The sequence below is a fragment of the Mesorhizobium sp. M0088 genome, assembly GCF_040322895.1.
In the GTDB taxonomy this organism is placed as follows: domain Bacteria; phylum Pseudomonadota; class Alphaproteobacteria; order Rhizobiales; family Rhizobiaceae; genus Mesorhizobium.
Window position 1 is genome coordinate 36,722 of record NZ_JAMYUI010000027.1, and the last position, 14,211, is coordinate 50,932.

The 14,211-nt window shown below is 60.6% G+C and carries 19 protein-coding genes; 12 read left to right on the top strand and 7 right to left on the bottom strand.

The window, feature by feature from the left end; translation table 11 throughout:
- Positions 1-79: 79 nt before the first annotated feature.
- Positions 80-1,090 carry a fatty acid desaturase gene (locus tag NKJ67_RS27625; RefSeq protein WP_352584347.1) on the bottom strand — a complete coding sequence of 337 codons (1,011 nt, stop codon included), beginning with the start codon at positions 1,088-1,090 and terminating at the stop codon, positions 80-82.
- Positions 1,091-1,319: 229 nt separating this feature from the next.
- Between NKJ67_RS27625 and NKJ67_RS27630 the strand changes: the two genes are divergently transcribed.
- The 5 genes from NKJ67_RS27630 (at position 1,320) to NKJ67_RS27650 (ending at position 4,985) form a co-directional block, all read left to right on the top strand.
- Positions 1,320-2,177, top strand: a complete 858-nt coding sequence (locus NKJ67_RS27630; RefSeq protein ID WP_292566886.1) for a helix-turn-helix domain-containing protein — start codon at positions 1,320-1,322, stop codon at positions 2,175-2,177.
- A 71-nt stretch (positions 2,178-2,248) separates the two neighbouring features.
- Positions 2,249-2,851 carry a DUF1989 domain-containing protein gene (locus NKJ67_RS27635; RefSeq protein ID WP_352584349.1) on the top strand — a complete coding sequence of 201 codons (603 nt, stop codon included), beginning with the start codon at positions 2,249-2,251 and terminating at the stop codon, positions 2,849-2,851.
- Between the two features lie 102 nt (positions 2,852-2,953).
- Positions 2,954-3,976, top strand: a complete 1,023-nt coding sequence (gene bmt, locus NKJ67_RS27640; protein ID WP_164893272.1) for a betaine--homocysteine S-methyltransferase — start codon at positions 2,954-2,956, stop codon at positions 3,974-3,976.
- Positions 3,977-4,068: 92 nt separating this feature from the next.
- The gene (locus NKJ67_RS27645) at positions 4,069-4,590 is read left to right on the top strand and encodes a hypothetical protein (protein WP_352584351.1); all 522 of its coding nucleotides are present in this window, start codon (positions 4,069-4,071) and stop codon (positions 4,588-4,590) included.
- Positions 4,591-4,640: 50 nt separating this feature from the next.
- On the top strand, positions 4,641-4,985 hold the full coding sequence (locus NKJ67_RS27650) for a hypothetical protein (protein ID WP_352584353.1): 345 nt from the start codon (positions 4,641-4,643) through the stop codon (positions 4,983-4,985).
- Positions 4,986-5,018: 33 nt separating this feature from the next.
- On the opposite strand, the gene NKJ67_RS27655 is transcribed toward NKJ67_RS27650, so the two are convergent.
- The 3 genes from NKJ67_RS27655 to NKJ67_RS27665 form a co-directional block, all read right to left on the bottom strand.
- Entirely contained in the window at positions 5,019-5,288 is a 270-nt protein-coding gene (locus tag NKJ67_RS27655; protein WP_352584355.1) for a hypothetical protein, read from the bottom strand.
- 209 nt (positions 5,289-5,497) lie between these two features.
- On the bottom strand, positions 5,498-7,612 hold the full coding sequence (locus NKJ67_RS27660; RefSeq protein ID WP_352584357.1) for a vWA domain-containing protein: 2,115 nt from the start codon (positions 7,610-7,612) through the stop codon (positions 5,498-5,500).
- Between the two features lie 2 nt (positions 7,613-7,614).
- The gene (locus tag NKJ67_RS27665; RefSeq protein ID WP_127271980.1) at positions 7,615-8,175 is read right to left on the bottom strand and encodes an RNA polymerase sigma factor; all 561 of its coding nucleotides are present in this window, start codon (positions 8,173-8,175) and stop codon (positions 7,615-7,617) included.
- Between the two features lie 155 nt (positions 8,176-8,330).
- On the opposite strand from NKJ67_RS27665, the gene NKJ67_RS27670 reads away from it, so the two are divergent.
- The 6 genes from NKJ67_RS27670 to NKJ67_RS27695 are packed head-to-tail and all read left to right on the top strand — an operon-like array spanning position 8,331 to position 10,675.
- The gene (locus NKJ67_RS27670; protein ID WP_127291759.1) at positions 8,331-8,654 is read left to right on the top strand and encodes an ArsR/SmtB family transcription factor; all 324 of its coding nucleotides are present in this window, start codon (positions 8,331-8,333) and stop codon (positions 8,652-8,654) included.
- Positions 8,651-9,076 carry an SRPBCC family protein gene (locus NKJ67_RS27675; protein ID WP_352584360.1) on the top strand — a complete coding sequence of 142 codons (426 nt, stop codon included), beginning with the start codon at positions 8,651-8,653 and terminating at the stop codon, positions 9,074-9,076. The genes NKJ67_RS27670 and NKJ67_RS27675 overlap by 4 nt, the downstream gene beginning before the upstream one ends.
- A gap of 57 nt (positions 9,077-9,133) precedes the next feature.
- Positions 9,134-9,355 (top strand): hypothetical protein, encoded by a 222-nt coding sequence (locus NKJ67_RS27680; protein ID WP_352584362.1) that lies wholly within the window; start codon positions 9,134-9,136, stop codon positions 9,353-9,355.
- Between the two features lie 12 nt (positions 9,356-9,367).
- A complete protein-coding gene (locus tag NKJ67_RS27685) occupies positions 9,368-9,811 on the top strand; it encodes a DUF1801 domain-containing protein (RefSeq protein WP_352584364.1) in 444 nt (147 codons plus the stop codon).
- A 29-nt stretch (positions 9,812-9,840) separates the two neighbouring features.
- Positions 9,841-10,233 (top strand): VOC family protein, encoded by a 393-nt coding sequence (locus NKJ67_RS27690; RefSeq protein WP_127267742.1) that lies wholly within the window; start codon positions 9,841-9,843, stop codon positions 10,231-10,233.
- A gap of 40 nt (positions 10,234-10,273) precedes the next feature.
- Positions 10,274-10,675, top strand: coding sequence for a DUF1801 domain-containing protein (locus NKJ67_RS27695; protein ID WP_352584365.1), 402 nt, complete (start codon positions 10,274-10,276; stop codon positions 10,673-10,675).
- Here NKJ67_RS27695 and NKJ67_RS27700 read toward each other — a convergent pair.
- Both NKJ67_RS27700 and NKJ67_RS27705 read right to left on the bottom strand, forming a co-directional pair.
- Positions 10,672-11,850 (bottom strand): BaiN/RdsA family NAD(P)/FAD-dependent oxidoreductase, encoded by a 1,179-nt coding sequence (locus tag NKJ67_RS27700; RefSeq protein ID WP_352584366.1) that lies wholly within the window; start codon positions 11,848-11,850, stop codon positions 10,672-10,674. The two genes, NKJ67_RS27695 and NKJ67_RS27700, sit on opposite strands and share 4 nt — an antisense overlap.
- A gap of 81 nt (positions 11,851-11,931) precedes the next feature.
- Positions 11,932-12,519, bottom strand: coding sequence for a TetR/AcrR family transcriptional regulator (locus NKJ67_RS27705; RefSeq protein WP_352584367.1), 588 nt, complete (start codon positions 12,517-12,519; stop codon positions 11,932-11,934).
- A 137-nt stretch (positions 12,520-12,656) separates the two neighbouring features.
- Here NKJ67_RS27705 and NKJ67_RS27710 point away from each other — a divergent pair, with 137 nt between their 5' ends.
- Positions 12,657-13,214, top strand: coding sequence for a DUF308 domain-containing protein (locus NKJ67_RS27710; RefSeq protein WP_352584368.1), 558 nt, complete (start codon positions 12,657-12,659; stop codon positions 13,212-13,214).
- A gap of 163 nt (positions 13,215-13,377) precedes the next feature.
- Here NKJ67_RS27710 and NKJ67_RS27715 read toward each other — a convergent pair whose 3' ends face one another.
- Positions 13,378-14,115, bottom strand: coding sequence for a dienelactone hydrolase family protein (locus tag NKJ67_RS27715; protein WP_352584369.1), 738 nt, complete (start codon positions 14,113-14,115; stop codon positions 13,378-13,380).
- Positions 14,116-14,211 lie beyond the last annotated feature (96 nt).

Consider the following 14,211-nt stretch of genomic DNA (forward strand, 5'->3'; position numbering starts at 1 on the left):
TCATCATGTCTGGAAAAATGATCGCAAAAACGCGGCGCCCAATCAGAATTGGCCGACACGGATTCCGGGTAGACCGGAATTATTCCTTCGGCGGCTCTGCGGGAACCGGCGCACTGCCGAGTCCGCTGATGCTGCGCGCCCTGATGCGCGGCTTGAAGGCCCTGCCCGGCTCGACTTGACGCCGCAGCACCGGGTGCACGATCGGCTCCTTCGCCTTGAACGCATAGGCTTTGATCAGCGCGAAATAGTTGGGATAGGCATAGCCATTGTTCATCCGCAGCCATTCCTCACGGCGGTCGCGAAACAGCTTGGGCAGCTTGTACCAGGCCACGGTCGGGGTCTTGTGATGGACGAAGTGCAGATTGTTGTTGAGGAACAGCAACGACAGCGGCGAGCGCTCGACGATCACCGTGCGGCCTTCCGGATGTTCCGACCATTGATGCTCGGCGAAAGTACGGATCGAGATCAGCGACTGGCCGAGCCAGACCGGCACCAGAATGTAAAGCCACAGCGGGATGCCGAAGCCGAACTGCACGATCGGCATCACGACGGCAAGGCCGATCGCATGCAACAGCCAGGCCTTGCGGATCGCCTTGTCACCGGCGATCACCTGCTTGGCATCGTCGATGAAGAAGCCGACGCAGGACAACCACGGGCCAAGCACGAAGCGGCCGGCCATGGTGTTGTTGATCTTGAGTAGGAATTTCATCGTCGGCGGCAGTTCGTCGTGCTGCCAGAGCGCCTGATAATAGCTTTCCGGATCGTCCAGCGGGTCCGTCAGCCGCTCGTCGGCGTGGTGGCGCAGATGGATGGTCTTGAAGCGGCGGAACGGCCAGACCAGACCGATCGGCAGGAACACAAAGGCTTCGTTGACCCGAGCATTGCGTGTCGGATGACCGTGCAGCACTTCGTGCATGATCGAGGATTGCAGTGCGGCGGTCAAAGCCAGGAGGGCGAGCGCCAGTATGGGGTAAGATGGCCAGAGCAGGAAACCGGTGGCGAGCCAAGTTGCGTAGCAGAAGAAGGCGAGTACCACGGTCGGCCACTCTATGGCCGGTGCGCTGTGTCGCCTGATGCTCTTGCTCGTCATGCTATCGACCACTGCCCCTCAGTCGCCGGAGCCCCAATTGGCTCCTGACAACATTGTGTCAGGAGAAGTGATTCCACTCAACGAGACAAAGTACACAAAATGTTGCGATTGCGCATTTTTGACCGCACATGTTACACATTGTAAACAGGCTTAGGGATTCATTTACGCCTGAGGTGCGCTCGGAAGCGATTCGGCGCAAATTTTTCCTCAATCGAGGTGGAGCACGCACATGGACAAGCGCGACCTGTCGACGATCTTCCGCGAGCGCCTGAAAACACTCTTGACACGCTCCGACCTGAACCAGTCGGCCTTCGCGACTGCGGTCGGCATCGACCGTTCGGCGCTGTCGCAGCTGCTGTCGGGCGCCTCGACGCGTCTGCCCCGAGCGGAAACGCTGCTCAACATCGCCGCCGAGTTCAAGGTGTCGCTCGATTGGCTTCTCGGCCTCAGCCAGGACGAGGGCCTCACCGGCGAAATCCGCGAGAGCCTGGAGATCGAGGAGGCACCGGACGGCTTCGACCGCACACTGCTGGCCAAATGGCATGCCGAGGCGGCCGGCACCAAGATCCGCTACGTGCCGGCCGGCATTCCCGACCTTCTGCGCACCGAAGCATTGGTCGACTACGAAGCCGGCATCACCAACAAGAGCCGCCTCGCCCAGGCCGGCGAAACGCAATACCGCATCGACTACAACAGGCGGCCGGAAACCGACATGGAAGTCTGCATGCCTCGCCATACGCTGGAGATTTTCGCCCGCGGCCTGGGTGTCTGGGATCGTTTCCCGGAAGCCGACCGCCGCGCCCAATTGCTGCACATGGCGACGCTGCTCGACGACCTCTACCCCACCTTCCGGCTGTTTCTCTATGACGGGCGGATTCGCTATTCCATCCCCTACACCATCTTCGGTCCCTATCGCGCCGCCATCTATGTCGGCGACATGTATCTGGTGCTCAACGCCACCCAGCCGATCCAGACGCTGATCCAGCATTTCGACAATCTGATCCGCGCCGCCGACATCAACGCGCACGAGGCGTCCGGCTTCGCGCACAAACTGGCCGGCATGTCGTTCCCAACAGGCACTGTCTGATCTCTGGCAATCATGGTCCTCTGGTGGAGCCTCGTCCCGGCCACGCCATTTCCATTTTTGAAGGACAGTTCATGCCCGATCCGCGCCGCATCGTCGTTCCTCCCCAGTCGGGCCGCGCCATCCGCGTCTCTCAAGGCGACCTCATCCGCATCATCGATCCCAAAGGACAGCAGGTTTCCGATCTCTGGGCTTTCAGCACCGACCCGACGGTCGACTGGCTGAGCACCTCGCAGACCCGTGACATCACCGAGCGGCTTTTTCCCGCAATCGGCGACAGTTTCTTCAGTGCCGCCGCCAAGCCGATGCTGACGCTGGTCGAAGATGGCTCGCCGGGTCCGCACGACATGCTTTACCCCGCTTGCGACAGCGCGCTCTATGAGCGCGCCGGATTTCCCAATCATCCGAACTGCCGGGACAATCTGATGAAGGCTTTGGCCTCCGAAGGCATATCGCTGCCATTTGCCCCCGATCCGGTCGATTTCTTCCAGAATTCGTTGCCGCAGCCGGACGGCCGGCTCGTCGTCGATGCCTCGATCAATCCGCCGGGCGGCTATGTGACGTTGCGCGCCGAACAGAACCTCCTGCTGGTGGTCACCGCCTGCTCGGTCGACCATCACCCGACCAATGGCGGCATCTGCACCGAGATCCACGTCGAGATCACCCCCGGATCGTGAGGAAAGGGCTCCATCTGGCCGAGCGGTCGCGGCAAAATCATTGACTGCACATAAAGACTTCTTTATATCCTTATTCGAATTCGAAACATGAAAGCCAATCCGATGACGACCATCAACCCGATCGATGAGCTGCTGGCTGAAAAGGGCGTGCTGCTGGCCGATGGCGCCACCGGCACAAACCTGTTCGCCATGGGGCTGGAGGCGGGCGAGGCGCCAGAGCTGCTCAACGAGACGGCGCCCGACACCATCACCAGCCTGCATCAGAATTTCGTCGATGCCGGCGCCGACATCATCCTCACCAACTCGTTCGGCGGCACCCGTCACCGCTTGAAGCTGCACCATGCGCAGGATCGCGTGCACGCGTTGAACAAACGCGCCGCTGAGCTTGCGCGTGCGGTCGCCGGCAAGGCCGGCCGCAAGGTGATCGTCGCCGGTTCGGTCGGCCCGACCGGCGAATTGCTGGTGCCGCTGGGCGCCATGACCTATGACGAGGCGGTCGACGCCTTCGCCGAGCAGATCGAGGGCCTCAAGGAAGGCGGCGCCGAAGTCGCCTGGATCGAGACGATGTCGGCTCCAGACGAGATCCGGGCCGCCGCCGAGGCTGCTATCCGCGTCGGCCTGCCCTACACCTATACCGGTTCCTTCGACACTGCCGGCCGCACCATGATGGGCCTGCTGCCCAGGGATATCCACGGCGTCACCGACGGGCTGTCGCAGGCGCCGCTCGGTGTTGGCGCCAATTGCGGCGTTGGCGCGTCCGACATCCTGGCCTCGCTGCTCGACATGACCGAGGCGAAGCCGGAGGCGACGGTGATCGTCAAAGGTAATTGCGGCATTCCCGAATTCCGCGGCACCGAAATCCATTATTCCGGCACGCCAGAACTGATGGCCGATTATGTACGCCTCGCCGTCGATGGCGGCGCCAAAATTATCGGCGGCTGCTGCGGCACCTCGTTCCAGCACCTTGCCGCCATGCGCAAGGCGCTCGATGCGCACACCAAGGCGGATCGTCCGACGGTTGCGGCGATCGTCGAGCGCATTGGTCCGATGCGCAACAAGGTCGCGACGGAAAACACCGCCGAGACCAGCGAAGCCCGCCGCGAGCGCCGCCGCAGCCGGGCCTAGGACGTGTGACTGGTTACTCTGGACATCCCCAATTCGGTAAGTAAGTTTCCTGTTCCTGCTGATTAGGGTTGGAATTTTGAGGGGCTTACATCTTGGTTGAGAATCTTGACACTGAGTTTGGGGAACTCAGAGGGCCTGAGCGAATAATGAAATGGGAGGAAGATCGAACTCCTAATTCGCTTTGCACCTTGGATACTGAATTGCTGGCAACATTGTCGTCGTTGCGAGATTGCGCGCAATCGTCACTCTTGAAATCTGCAGCTCAAACTCAAAATTATCTGTGGGTTATGGATGCAAGCGGGAGCATCAAAATTGCGATCGAGGAGATTGCAGTTTTGGATGGCAAACCCGACACTCGAGGCTTTCCTCGCCGCAGAGGATACAAGCATCCGTCCGAAGACAAAAAACTTGGACATCCTACCTTATTAAGTGGCGGCAAGGCTCGGATCGCTGGAGAACTAGCGCTTGATTTGGATGACGATAAACTCCTTTGGGTTCTAAATGCTAACTCAGGACGATATTGCAAACAAAAGCCGCCATCTAAAAGCCAAGTGGACGCCGCAGCTAATTTGATTCAAGGTATGGGATTGGCCATCAAGATCGACTATCTGTGATGGCATGGAGTCTACCACCGCCCCAGCGTGGCGAGATTGTGAACTAGGTTATGGTCAAAAGCACGCCGTTACAGGATGATTTGCTATCTCGCTTAGGAACCTTCCGACCTAGCGATAGAGAGCGATTTAAGCAGGCGTTTCAATCGCCCAATGAAGAGCGTGATGCGCATAGGGCCGTTGAACGTTTCGTCGAAGGTTGGGAAGACGGGCGGTGGGTCGAAAGCTATTCGATCGAACGAATTGGAAAATGGCTTGCCGTAAATGCGCCAGAGAAAATGATTAAGGATCTGTCCAAATGGACAAATTCGAGACAAACATTGGCTCGCAGTGCGTTAAAGAAAGGCTTCCTTACAGGAAGGCATCTTTCCAACGACGAACGCCTTCTTATTTCATAGGCTGGTTTAACCTACCGAACAGGCTGAACGTACCTATTCGCTGTTGTCGGCGTAGCTTGACTGCGCCGACTTGAAGTCGACCACATTGTCGCCGCGCATCGTCATCAGCGCGCCTGAAGCGCTGGGGTCGGTGATCTGTTCCAGCATGATGCGGAAGCGGTCGTTGGTCAGCGCCGACAGGGCGGTGTGGCGCGCCTGCGCGACATCGTCACTGATACGCCTGGATTCCGATGATGGGGCCGATGAAACCGCCGAGGCGTCTCGCGCCGGGGGTAGCGAGTTGGCGATAGTCCTGATCTGCAATTTTGGCTCCCTCAAGCCCAGTACACCTGTCCTGCGTAACAAGGAGGGGGTTGCCATCCGGTACCGGAAATGCCGCGCAATTTAACGACCCATAAAATCCGCGAAAAAAGGCCGGCAAGGTTTCCCTCGCCGGCCTGCCTCACCCGCCCGCGGTCGGTTCCCCCGTATCAGAACGATCCCATCTGAAAGAAACCGGCCGTCATCACCACTTACCGGTTACCGCCCAGCGCAGAGGCAAGGCGCACAAGCGAGAGGAACTCGGCCCTGTACCCAAACGGGTCGGCCCCTCGAGCGGCAGTGGCGATCTCCATGATCTTGTCGTAGGCGAACTTCGCGGTCGCATCCTCGTCGCGCAGCTTCTGGCCGAAGGCGGCGACCGCGACGGAGAAGCGCTGGTCGGTGCTGGCCTGGTCGAAGGACGAGATCTCGTTGGCCGAGGTCACCGGCGTGGTGATCAGCTTCGAGACGTCTTCATTCGGCAGCTTGTAGCGGATCTTGACGAAGGCATATTCGTCTGCATTGGCGACGCCGCCATTGTCCACCGACGCCTGGCCATAACGCAGTTGGTCGATCTGCTCGCCACCACTGCCCTTGGGCGTGATCTCGTAGATCGCGGTGACCGAGTGGCCCGAACCGATATCGCCGGCATCGACGCGGTCATTGTTGAAATCCTCGCGGTTCAAGGCGCGGGTCTCGTAGCCGATCAGGCGATATTCCGAGACCTTGTTCGGGTTGAACTCGACCTGGATCTTCACGTCCTTTGCGATGGTGAACAGCGTCGACGAGGCATCCTCGACCAGCACCTTTTCAGCCTCGGCCAGCGTATCGATATAGGCGGCGGTGCCGTTGCCGTTCTGGGCAATGGTTTGCATCATCTGGTCGTTCAGATTGCCGCGGCCGAAGCCGAACACCGACAGGAAAACGCCGGTCTTGCGCTCGCTTTCGATCAGCCGCTTCAGGTCGTCGTCGTCGCTTTGACCGACATTGAAGTCGCCGTCGGTGGCGAGCATCACCCGGTTGACGCCGTCCTTGACGAAGGATTTTTGCGCCAGCCTGTAGGCTTCCTTGATGCCCGCCTCGCCGGCCGTGCTGCCGCCGGGCGTCAGATTGTCGATGGCGCTGAGGATCTTGTCCTTTTCGGACGCCTTGGTCGGCTCCAGCACTGTGCCGGCGTCACCGGCATAGGTCACGATCGAGATAGTGTCGTCGGCCTTCAGCTTGCTGACCAGCAGGCGAAATGCCGATTTGAGCAGCGGCAGCTTGTCCGGCTCGTCCATCGAGCCCGAGACATCGATCAGGAAGACCAGATTGGCCTTCGGCTGCTCGATCGGCTTGACGTCAAAACCCTTGATGGCGACATGCATCAGCCTGGTCTGCGTGTTCCACGGCGTCGGCATGACGCTGACGGTCGAGTTGAACGGTGTCGAGGCCGACTCCGGACCCTTCCAGTCATAGGGGAAGTAGTTGATCATCTCCTCGACGCGAACAGTATCGGCCTGCGGCAGGGTGCCCTGCTTCAGCGAGCCGCGCACGAAGGAATAGGAGGCCGTGTCGACGTCGATCGAGAAGGTCGAGACCGGATCCTCGAGTGCCGCATGCACCGGATTGGTCTTGAAATCCTCGATGCGGTCGCGGTTTTCCGGTTGCGGCTGCATCTGGTCGGCCGGCAAGATCGACGGCTGCTGCGGCGCCATCAGCTTGGATTCGGCCGGCATGCGGGCTCGCGAGGTGCTGGGTACACTTGCAGCGCCATCCAGCGCGAATTCACCTGTCGGTGCCGGTGGCGCAGGCTCGGCCAGCACACCGCGCTCCAGCGCATTTTGTTGTGCCGCGCCGGAAGCAACGGTCGATTCGGATTTCTGCGGCGAGGCCGGCGCCACAAGCGCATCGGTGGCGCCGCGGCTTTCCACATCCGCGTCTGCCTTCTTGTCCTTCTCCAACTCGCCGCGAGCCGGCTTCGGTTCGGCGGTCGTCGGCTTCACCGTCGCCGGCTTATCGGCCAGCGTCTCGGTGATTTTCTCGTCGCCGCCGAATTTGGGCGGCTGTTCCCTCAGCAGATGGAAGGTGGCGTATCCGGCGATCGGCAGGGCGACGAGCCCGGCAAGGGCCGGCGTGGCAATGAGTTTCCTTTGCATGATCTCGCTCCAGAGCTTTTGTGCTCGCTCTGTGAGACGAAGCCCGCCAATCGATCCTTGGGTGACAGCAGAAATATTTTCCTGATCATAGGCGCGCAAGGCGGCCTCGAAGGCACGTGCCTTGGCATCCTTGGCGGGCGCCGGTGCTGCGATATCGCGCAGTCTGTTGAGTTCGTTGTCGTCGACCATGGTCACACTTCCCCGGCCGCGCGCATCAGCGTCTTCAGCCGTTTCTTCGCTTCATGGATGTGCCAGGAAACCGTCGTCTCCGAGATCGCCATCGCCTCGGCGGCGGCCGCGTGGCTCAATCCTTCGCCATAGACCAAAAGCACGGCGTCGCGCTGCTTGTCCGGCAGTTGCCGCACCGCGGTCCACAGCGCTTCGGCCGGATCTTCCGGTTCGACCGACGCCTCGCCGGAGATCAGTGCATGGACGCCATAGGCCTCGGTCTTCACGGTCTCGCGGGCGGACTTTCGCATCATGTCACGCGCAGCGTTCAGGGTCACGGAATAGAGCCACGTGGTGAAAGCGCCGCCGCCGCGATAGTCGCGGATCGCCTTGCCCAGCCTGACGCAGACTTCCTGGGCGATGTCTTCGGCATCGGCCTTCCTGCCGCACCAGCGATAGGCAGCGCGATAGACGAAGTCATAGTGCCTTTCCAGCAATGTGCTGAAGGCCCCCCTGTCTCCGCCCTTCGCCCGCCCGATCAGTTCGGCGTCGGAGGCTTCGCTTTCATCCAGCATCATCGCCATCATTTGCCTGTTGGACGAAGGCTAATGGCTAATCCTTGGGGCAATGGAAAGATTTTTTTGGAAACCGCCGGATCGTGACCGCCGGCACCCCGCTTGACACATCTATATCTCGGCGGTTATACGTCAATCAATAGCCACTGGGTTATCGATCCAAAATGAACAACGCTCACGATGTCCTCTTCAGAACGCTCTCCGATCCGACGCGCCGTGCGATCTTCGAGCGCCTGTGCCGGCAAGGCGAGCAGACGGTCGGTGCCCTAACGGCTCAGTCAGGGGTCTCTCAACCTGCGGTGTCGAAGCATCTCGGCGTGCTCAGGCAGGCCGGGCTGGTGCGCGACCGCCATCAAGGACGGCAGACCCATTATAGCGCCCAGCTGGCAGCACTTTCCCCGCTGACCGACTGGACGAACCAGATGAACACGTTCTGGCAGAGCCGGTTCGACGACCTCGAAAATTTGCTCAAAAGAATGGACCAATGACCAACATCGCGACCGAAACGCGCTCCGTCATCGTCGAACGTGAGATCCCCTATCCGCCGGAAAAAATCTGGCGCGCGCTGACCCAACCGCATCTGATCGAGGAATGGCTGATGAAGAACGACTTCAAGCCAGTTGTGGACCACCGTTTCAATCTGCGAAAGGAACCGCAACCCGACGTGAGCATTGTTGTCGACTGTCAGGTAACAGCCGTCGAGCTGAACAAGACACTATCCTACACGTGGCAGGCCTATGGCCTCGAGAGTGTCGTCACCTGGACTCTCATGCCAACCAGCACGGGCACCCGGTTGCGTATGGAACAGTCCGGCTTCCGGCCGGATCAGGAGCAGGCGTATCGGGGCGCGACGAGTGGGTGGCGGCAGTACTTTACAAATCTGAGTCAGGTCCTGGCGCGGATAGATTGAAACCCGCCGACATGCGGATCACGGGTCCGCTTCGGCTTGTTTTGACAGGAGGAGCTATTGGACAGGAACAAGTGGGTTCGGCACATTCATCGCTGGCTGTCGATCATTTTTACGCTGACCGTCGTCGCCAATTTCGCCACCATGGCATTCGGGCAGCCTCCCGCCTGGGTGGTCTATTCGCCGCTCTTGCCGCTCCTCCTGCTGCTGTCCAGCGGCCTGTACATATTCGTGCTGCCCTATGCCGCCAAGGGACGCGGCGCGCAGCGTGCGCGCGGATAGGAGTGGGGCAGAATGGCCAAGACGCAGGGACAATCGACCAAGGCCAAGGCTGCGCCAGTGCTGCTCTCGGGCGGCAACCCGCAAATCGCCAAGGGCGACGGTGACGCCCCGGTGCAGGCCTATATCGCTGCGATGCCGGGCTGGAAGCGCGGCCTGGGCGAACGCCTCGACGCGCTCATCGAACACAACGTGCCCGACGTGCGCAAGGCCGTGCGCTGGAACTCGCCCTTCTACGGCGTCGAGGGCCAAGGCTGGTTCGTGAGTTTCCACGTCTTCACCCACTATTTGAAAGTGACCTTCTTCAGCGGCACGTCGTTGCGGCCGATTCCGCCTGGCGGCACGGCCAAGAGCAAGGATGTGCGCTGGATCGACATCCGCGAAGACGATCAGTTCGATGAGGCGAGGATGGTGGAATGGATCAAGCAGGCCGCGGCCCTGCCCGGCTGGATCCCGTAATGACCGACTATGACAGAGGAAAAAGAGCAATGAAGATCAAGCTGACCAGCGTGTATGTGGACAACCAGGAAAACGCACTGCGCTTCTACACCGACGTGCTGGGCTTCACCAAAAAGGCCGATTTCAGCAACGGGCCTTATCGCTGGCTGACCGTGGCCTCGGCTGAAGAGCCTGATGGAACCGAGCTGCAACTCGCGCTCAACGACAACCCGGCCGCCAAGGCCTATCAGGAAGCCATCTTCAAGCAGGGCCAGCCCGCGGTCATGTTCTTCACCGACGACGTCAAGGGCGACTACGAGCGCATCAAGGCGAAGGGCGGTGCGTTTATCCAGCCGCCGACCGAGGCGACCGGTTCGACCATCGCCCAGTTGAACGACAGCTGCGGCAACCTCGTTCAGATCACCCAGCTGGCGCGCTGGTAACGGCGGCGGTTGAAACGCGTCGAGGCACAGGAGACACCCAATGACCCCCTCGCAACATATCGACCAGCTGATCGCCGGCCTCATCGATTGGCGCGGCGATACGCTCGCCGGCATCCGCAAGACCATCCTTGCAGCCGACCCGGACATCGTCGAGGAGTGGAAGTGGATGGGCAGCCCGGTATGGTGCCTCGACGGGAACATCGTGGTCGGCAACGCCCACAAGGACAAGGTGAAGCTGACCTTTTCCCATGGCGCCAGCCTGCCGGACCCCGACAATCTGTTCAACAATGGTTTTGGCGGCAAGGTGTGGCGGGCAATCGACATGTTCGAGGGCGACAGGCTCAATGAGGGCGCTTTAAAAGAGCTCGTCCGCGCAGCGATCGATTACAATCAGGCCAAAAAGAAAGCGGCTGCCGGGGCGAAGCCACGGCCGCAAGTCTAAGCCGCCTGGCCTGCCACCCAGCCCGACGACCATGCCCACTGGAAATTATAGCCACCCAGCCAACCCGTGACATCGACGACTTCGCCGATGAAGAACAGGCCCGGCACGGATTTCGCCTGCATCGTCTTCTGGTCCAGCCCGTTGGTGTCGACCCCACCCAGCGTCACTTCGGCGGTGCGGTAGCCCTCCGAGCCGGCAGGCTTGATGCGCCAGTCATTGACTGCGGCAGCTATGGTTTTGATCTGGCCATCGGAAAGATCAGCAAGGTTGCCGTCGATCCCGGTGCGCTCGGCGATCGACTGCGCCAGCCGCTTCGGCAGATGATTTGCCAGAACCGTCTGTACCGCTTGCCGCCCATTGCTTCGCTTGGCCACCCGAATGAGGTCCGCCACGTCAACTCCCGGCAGCATGGCGATGCGGATTTCATCGCCCTCGCGCCAATAGGACGAGATCTGCAGGATGGATGGCCCGCTGACGCCGCGATGCGTGAACAGCATCGCTTCGGAGAACCGCGTCTTGCCGCAGGCGACTTCCGCGTCGACGACGTTGCCGGCCAGGGGCGCCAGCCGTTCGAGCGTGTTTGCGTCGAAGGTCAGCGGCACCAGCGCCGGTCGCGTTTCGACAATGGCAAGGCCGAACCGTTCGGCAAGCTCATAGCCGAAACCGGTCGCCCCCATCTTGGGGATCGACTTGCCGCCGCAGGCCACCACCAGCGACTGGCAAGTAACCAAGCCTGTGGAGAGGGTGAGCGCAAACCCCTCCACGGTTTTGCGGACATCCTCAACACTGGCCGAGAGCGCCAGCTCCACGCCCCTGCCCTGCATTTCCGAGACCAGCATGTCGATGATCTGGCGTGCGGAGCCATCGCAGAACAGCTGCCCAAGCGTCTTTTCGTGATAGGCAATGCGGTGGCGTTCGACGAGGGCGATGAAATCGCGCTGCGTGTAGCGACTGAGCGCCGAAATGCAGAAATGCGGATTGCCCGACAGAAAATTCTTCGGGCTGGCATGGATGTTGGTGAAATTGCACCGGCCGCCGCCGGAGATGCGGATCTTCTCGCCAGGCGCCGCCGCATGATCGAGGATCAGCACCGAACGGCCGCGCTTGGCCGCCTCCACGGCGCACATCATTCCGGCGGCACCCGCGCCGATGATCACGACATCATAAGATTGCATCAGGCTATTCGTTCCCGCTCGACCGGCTCATTTGGGGCGCGCCACTTGCGCTGCCTGGTATCACTTTGGTCCGATGGTTTTCTAGCTATCCCGTCCCAGCAGCCTGGTGATCTGGGGGGTGACGATTGTGGTGAACAGCCCGGGATCGCTGAAAGCCCTCGCGGACAGCATTGCCCCGTGAACCGATGCCATCAGCATCTGGGCCTCCTCCTCCGGCCGGTTGTTCAAGCGGAACAAGTCCTGTTCCATTCCAGCCCGCAGCACCGACGTAAGCCATCCCGCGAGATTTTGGAAATGGGCACGAACGCGTGACGCCACCTCTTCCGGCAGCATCTGCATCTCGCCGGCGAGCATCGCGCAGACGCAGAACGACGGCGAGGCATCGCGAATGCATGTCCGCCAATAGTTCAGATAGGACTGCAGTTGTTCAGCAGGGCTTGAGAGTTCTCCCCGGAGAGACTCCAAACCCACTTCGGCCTGCCGCCTGTAACGATCCACCAGCACCGAAACCAGCTCGGCCTTCGTTGGAAAATGATGGTGGACACTCGCCTTCCTGATGCCGATGGCAGCCGAGATATCGGCATAGCTGAACCCGTTGTAGCCTCCCGCGACGATGAGAGACTGCGCGACATCGAGAATCTTTTCTGAAGTCGAAGCCATTGATTTCATATCGCCGCCTACCTTCTGGTAGGCGAACTGTCAAGGTTGCATCGTTCCCGATTCTCACAGGGAGGTGTTCCGGAATTGGGTTGACTTAGGGGTTTTATATACCTACTAGTAGGTAGACAGCAACAAGGAATCTGCCGATGCAAAACCAATCTTTCACCCGGTCCGGATGGCTACGATCCTATTATTTCGCACGCGCCATATTTTCTATCGCCTGGGTTGCTGCCGCCATCCTGTTCAACGGGCAACCCGGTCCCACCGCGCTTCTGCTCGTGATCTACCCGGCATGGGACGCCCTCGCCAATCTGGTTGACGCCAGGGTAAATGGCGGCCTGAAGGCCAACTCGTCCCAGGCTTTGAATGTCGTGGTCAGCACGATAATGGCGCTCGCCGTCATCGTGGCGGTTAACAACAGCATGTATGCCGTTCTGGCCGTGTTTGGGGTTTGGGCGATCCTCTCGGGTCTGCTGCAGCTGAATACGGGAGCAAGGCGTTGGCGCTACCATGGCGCACAATGGCCGATGATCCTGAGTGGTGCGCAGTCGGCCCTCGCCGGCGGCTTCATGATCAGCCGATCCCTCGGCACGGCTGCGCCGACGATTCTGGACATCGCCCCTTATGCCGGGTTCGGCGCGTTTTACTTTCTGCTTTCCGCAATTTGGCTTGTCGTAGCAGCCTATCGCAAGGCAAACGCCTAGGCGCAGCCTGATCCGGCGGCGGCAAGGTGAACAGTCATCTGCCGCCGTCGAAAGGGCAAGCATCGCTCACTCTTCGCCGCATCGGCTGCCGTTCTGGTTCAAAGACGCGTAGCGTCCTGCTCAGAGTCGACCTGTGTGCGATCAGTGCGCAGTGACTCCTGCCTTAAATCAGCGTCTCTGCGAACAGCGTCGTCAATCGCTTCCAGTGGCGTTCGGCACCCGCGGCGTTGAAAACGCTATGATCGGGCACGCACCAGCCATGCGCCATCCCGGCATAGTTCTCGATGACATGATCGACTTCCGCAACCCTGAGCGCCTCGGCCAGCCGCGCCGACTGTTCCGGCGGGAAACTCCTGTCGACACCCGACATGCCGACATAGACGCGCGCCTTGATGGAGGCTGCCTTGCGATGCGGGCTGTCGGCGGCGTCGCTGGCCAGATTGCCGCCATGGAAGCTTGCGGCCGCCCTTATCCTGTCGGGATAGTTAGCGGCGGCGTTCAACGCCCGGCCGCCACCCATGCAATATCCCACCGTGCCAATCGGCCCGGTGATGCCCTCGGCAGCAAGCGCGTCGAGGAACGCACCGCTGTCGCTGATGGTCATCTCCTGTGTCGTGCCGGTGACCAGCGCCATCAGCGGGATTTTGGTCTTTTCTTCGGCGAAGGCGGTCTTGGCGTCGAACGGCCCGTAAGGCGCATTGCGGTAGAACAGGTCCGGCACCAGCACCGCATAGCTTTCATTCGCCAGCCGCTCGGCCATACCGTCGAGCGCCGGCCGCGGACCGAAGGCGTCCTGATAGAGGATGACGCCGGCCTTGGCAGGAGATGCGTTTGCCGAGCGGAAAAGCCCGGCCTTGGCAACACCATCCCTGGTCTTGATCTGAATGTCGTGTTTCGTCATCGCCCGCTCCGTTCGACTGATGCGCGATACATATCCGCGCAAACCCATACGGCAAGGCATTCCCCGGGCACGGCAGTCAACATTTCGTGCAGGATT

Excerpts from the sequence above, each read along its gene's own strand:
- NKJ67_RS27625 (WP_352584347.1), bottom strand. The coding sequence starts at position 1,090 with ATGACGAGCAAGAGCATCAGGCGACACAGCGCACCGGCCATAGAGTGG.
- NKJ67_RS27630 (WP_292566886.1), top strand. The coding sequence starts at position 1,320 with ATGGACAAGCGCGACCTGTCGACGATCTTCCGCGAGCGCCTGAAAACA.
- NKJ67_RS27635 (WP_352584349.1), top strand. The coding sequence starts at position 2,249 with ATGCCCGATCCGCGCCGCATCGTCGTTCCTCCCCAGTCGGGCCGCGCC.
- bmt (WP_164893272.1), top strand. The coding sequence starts at position 2,954 with ATGACGACCATCAACCCGATCGATGAGCTGCTGGCTGAAAAGGGCGTG.
- NKJ67_RS27650 (WP_352584353.1), top strand. The coding sequence starts at position 4,641 with ATGGTCAAAAGCACGCCGTTACAGGATGATTTGCTATCTCGCTTAGGA.
- NKJ67_RS27660 (WP_352584357.1), bottom strand. The coding sequence starts at position 7,612 with ATGGTCGACGACAACGAACTCAACAGACTGCGCGATATCGCAGCACCG.
- NKJ67_RS27665 (WP_127271980.1), bottom strand. The coding sequence starts at position 8,175 with ATGGCGATGATGCTGGATGAAAGCGAAGCCTCCGACGCCGAACTGATC.
- NKJ67_RS27670 (WP_127291759.1), top strand. The coding sequence starts at position 8,331 with ATGAACAACGCTCACGATGTCCTCTTCAGAACGCTCTCCGATCCGACG.
- NKJ67_RS27675 (WP_352584360.1), top strand. The coding sequence starts at position 8,651 with ATGACCAACATCGCGACCGAAACGCGCTCCGTCATCGTCGAACGTGAG.
- NKJ67_RS27685 (WP_352584364.1), top strand. The coding sequence starts at position 9,368 with ATGGCCAAGACGCAGGGACAATCGACCAAGGCCAAGGCTGCGCCAGTG.
- NKJ67_RS27690 (WP_127267742.1), top strand. The coding sequence starts at position 9,841 with ATGAAGATCAAGCTGACCAGCGTGTATGTGGACAACCAGGAAAACGCA.
- NKJ67_RS27695 (WP_352584365.1), top strand. The coding sequence starts at position 10,274 with ATGACCCCCTCGCAACATATCGACCAGCTGATCGCCGGCCTCATCGAT.
- NKJ67_RS27700 (WP_352584366.1), bottom strand. The coding sequence starts at position 11,850 with ATGCAATCTTATGATGTCGTGATCATCGGCGCGGGTGCCGCCGGAATG.
- NKJ67_RS27705 (WP_352584367.1), bottom strand. The coding sequence starts at position 12,519 with ATGAAATCAATGGCTTCGACTTCAGAAAAGATTCTCGATGTCGCGCAG.
- NKJ67_RS27710 (WP_352584368.1), top strand. The coding sequence starts at position 12,657 with ATGCAAAACCAATCTTTCACCCGGTCCGGATGGCTACGATCCTATTAT.
- NKJ67_RS27715 (WP_352584369.1), bottom strand. The coding sequence starts at position 14,115 with ATGACGAAACACGACATTCAGATCAAGACCAGGGATGGTGTTGCCAAG.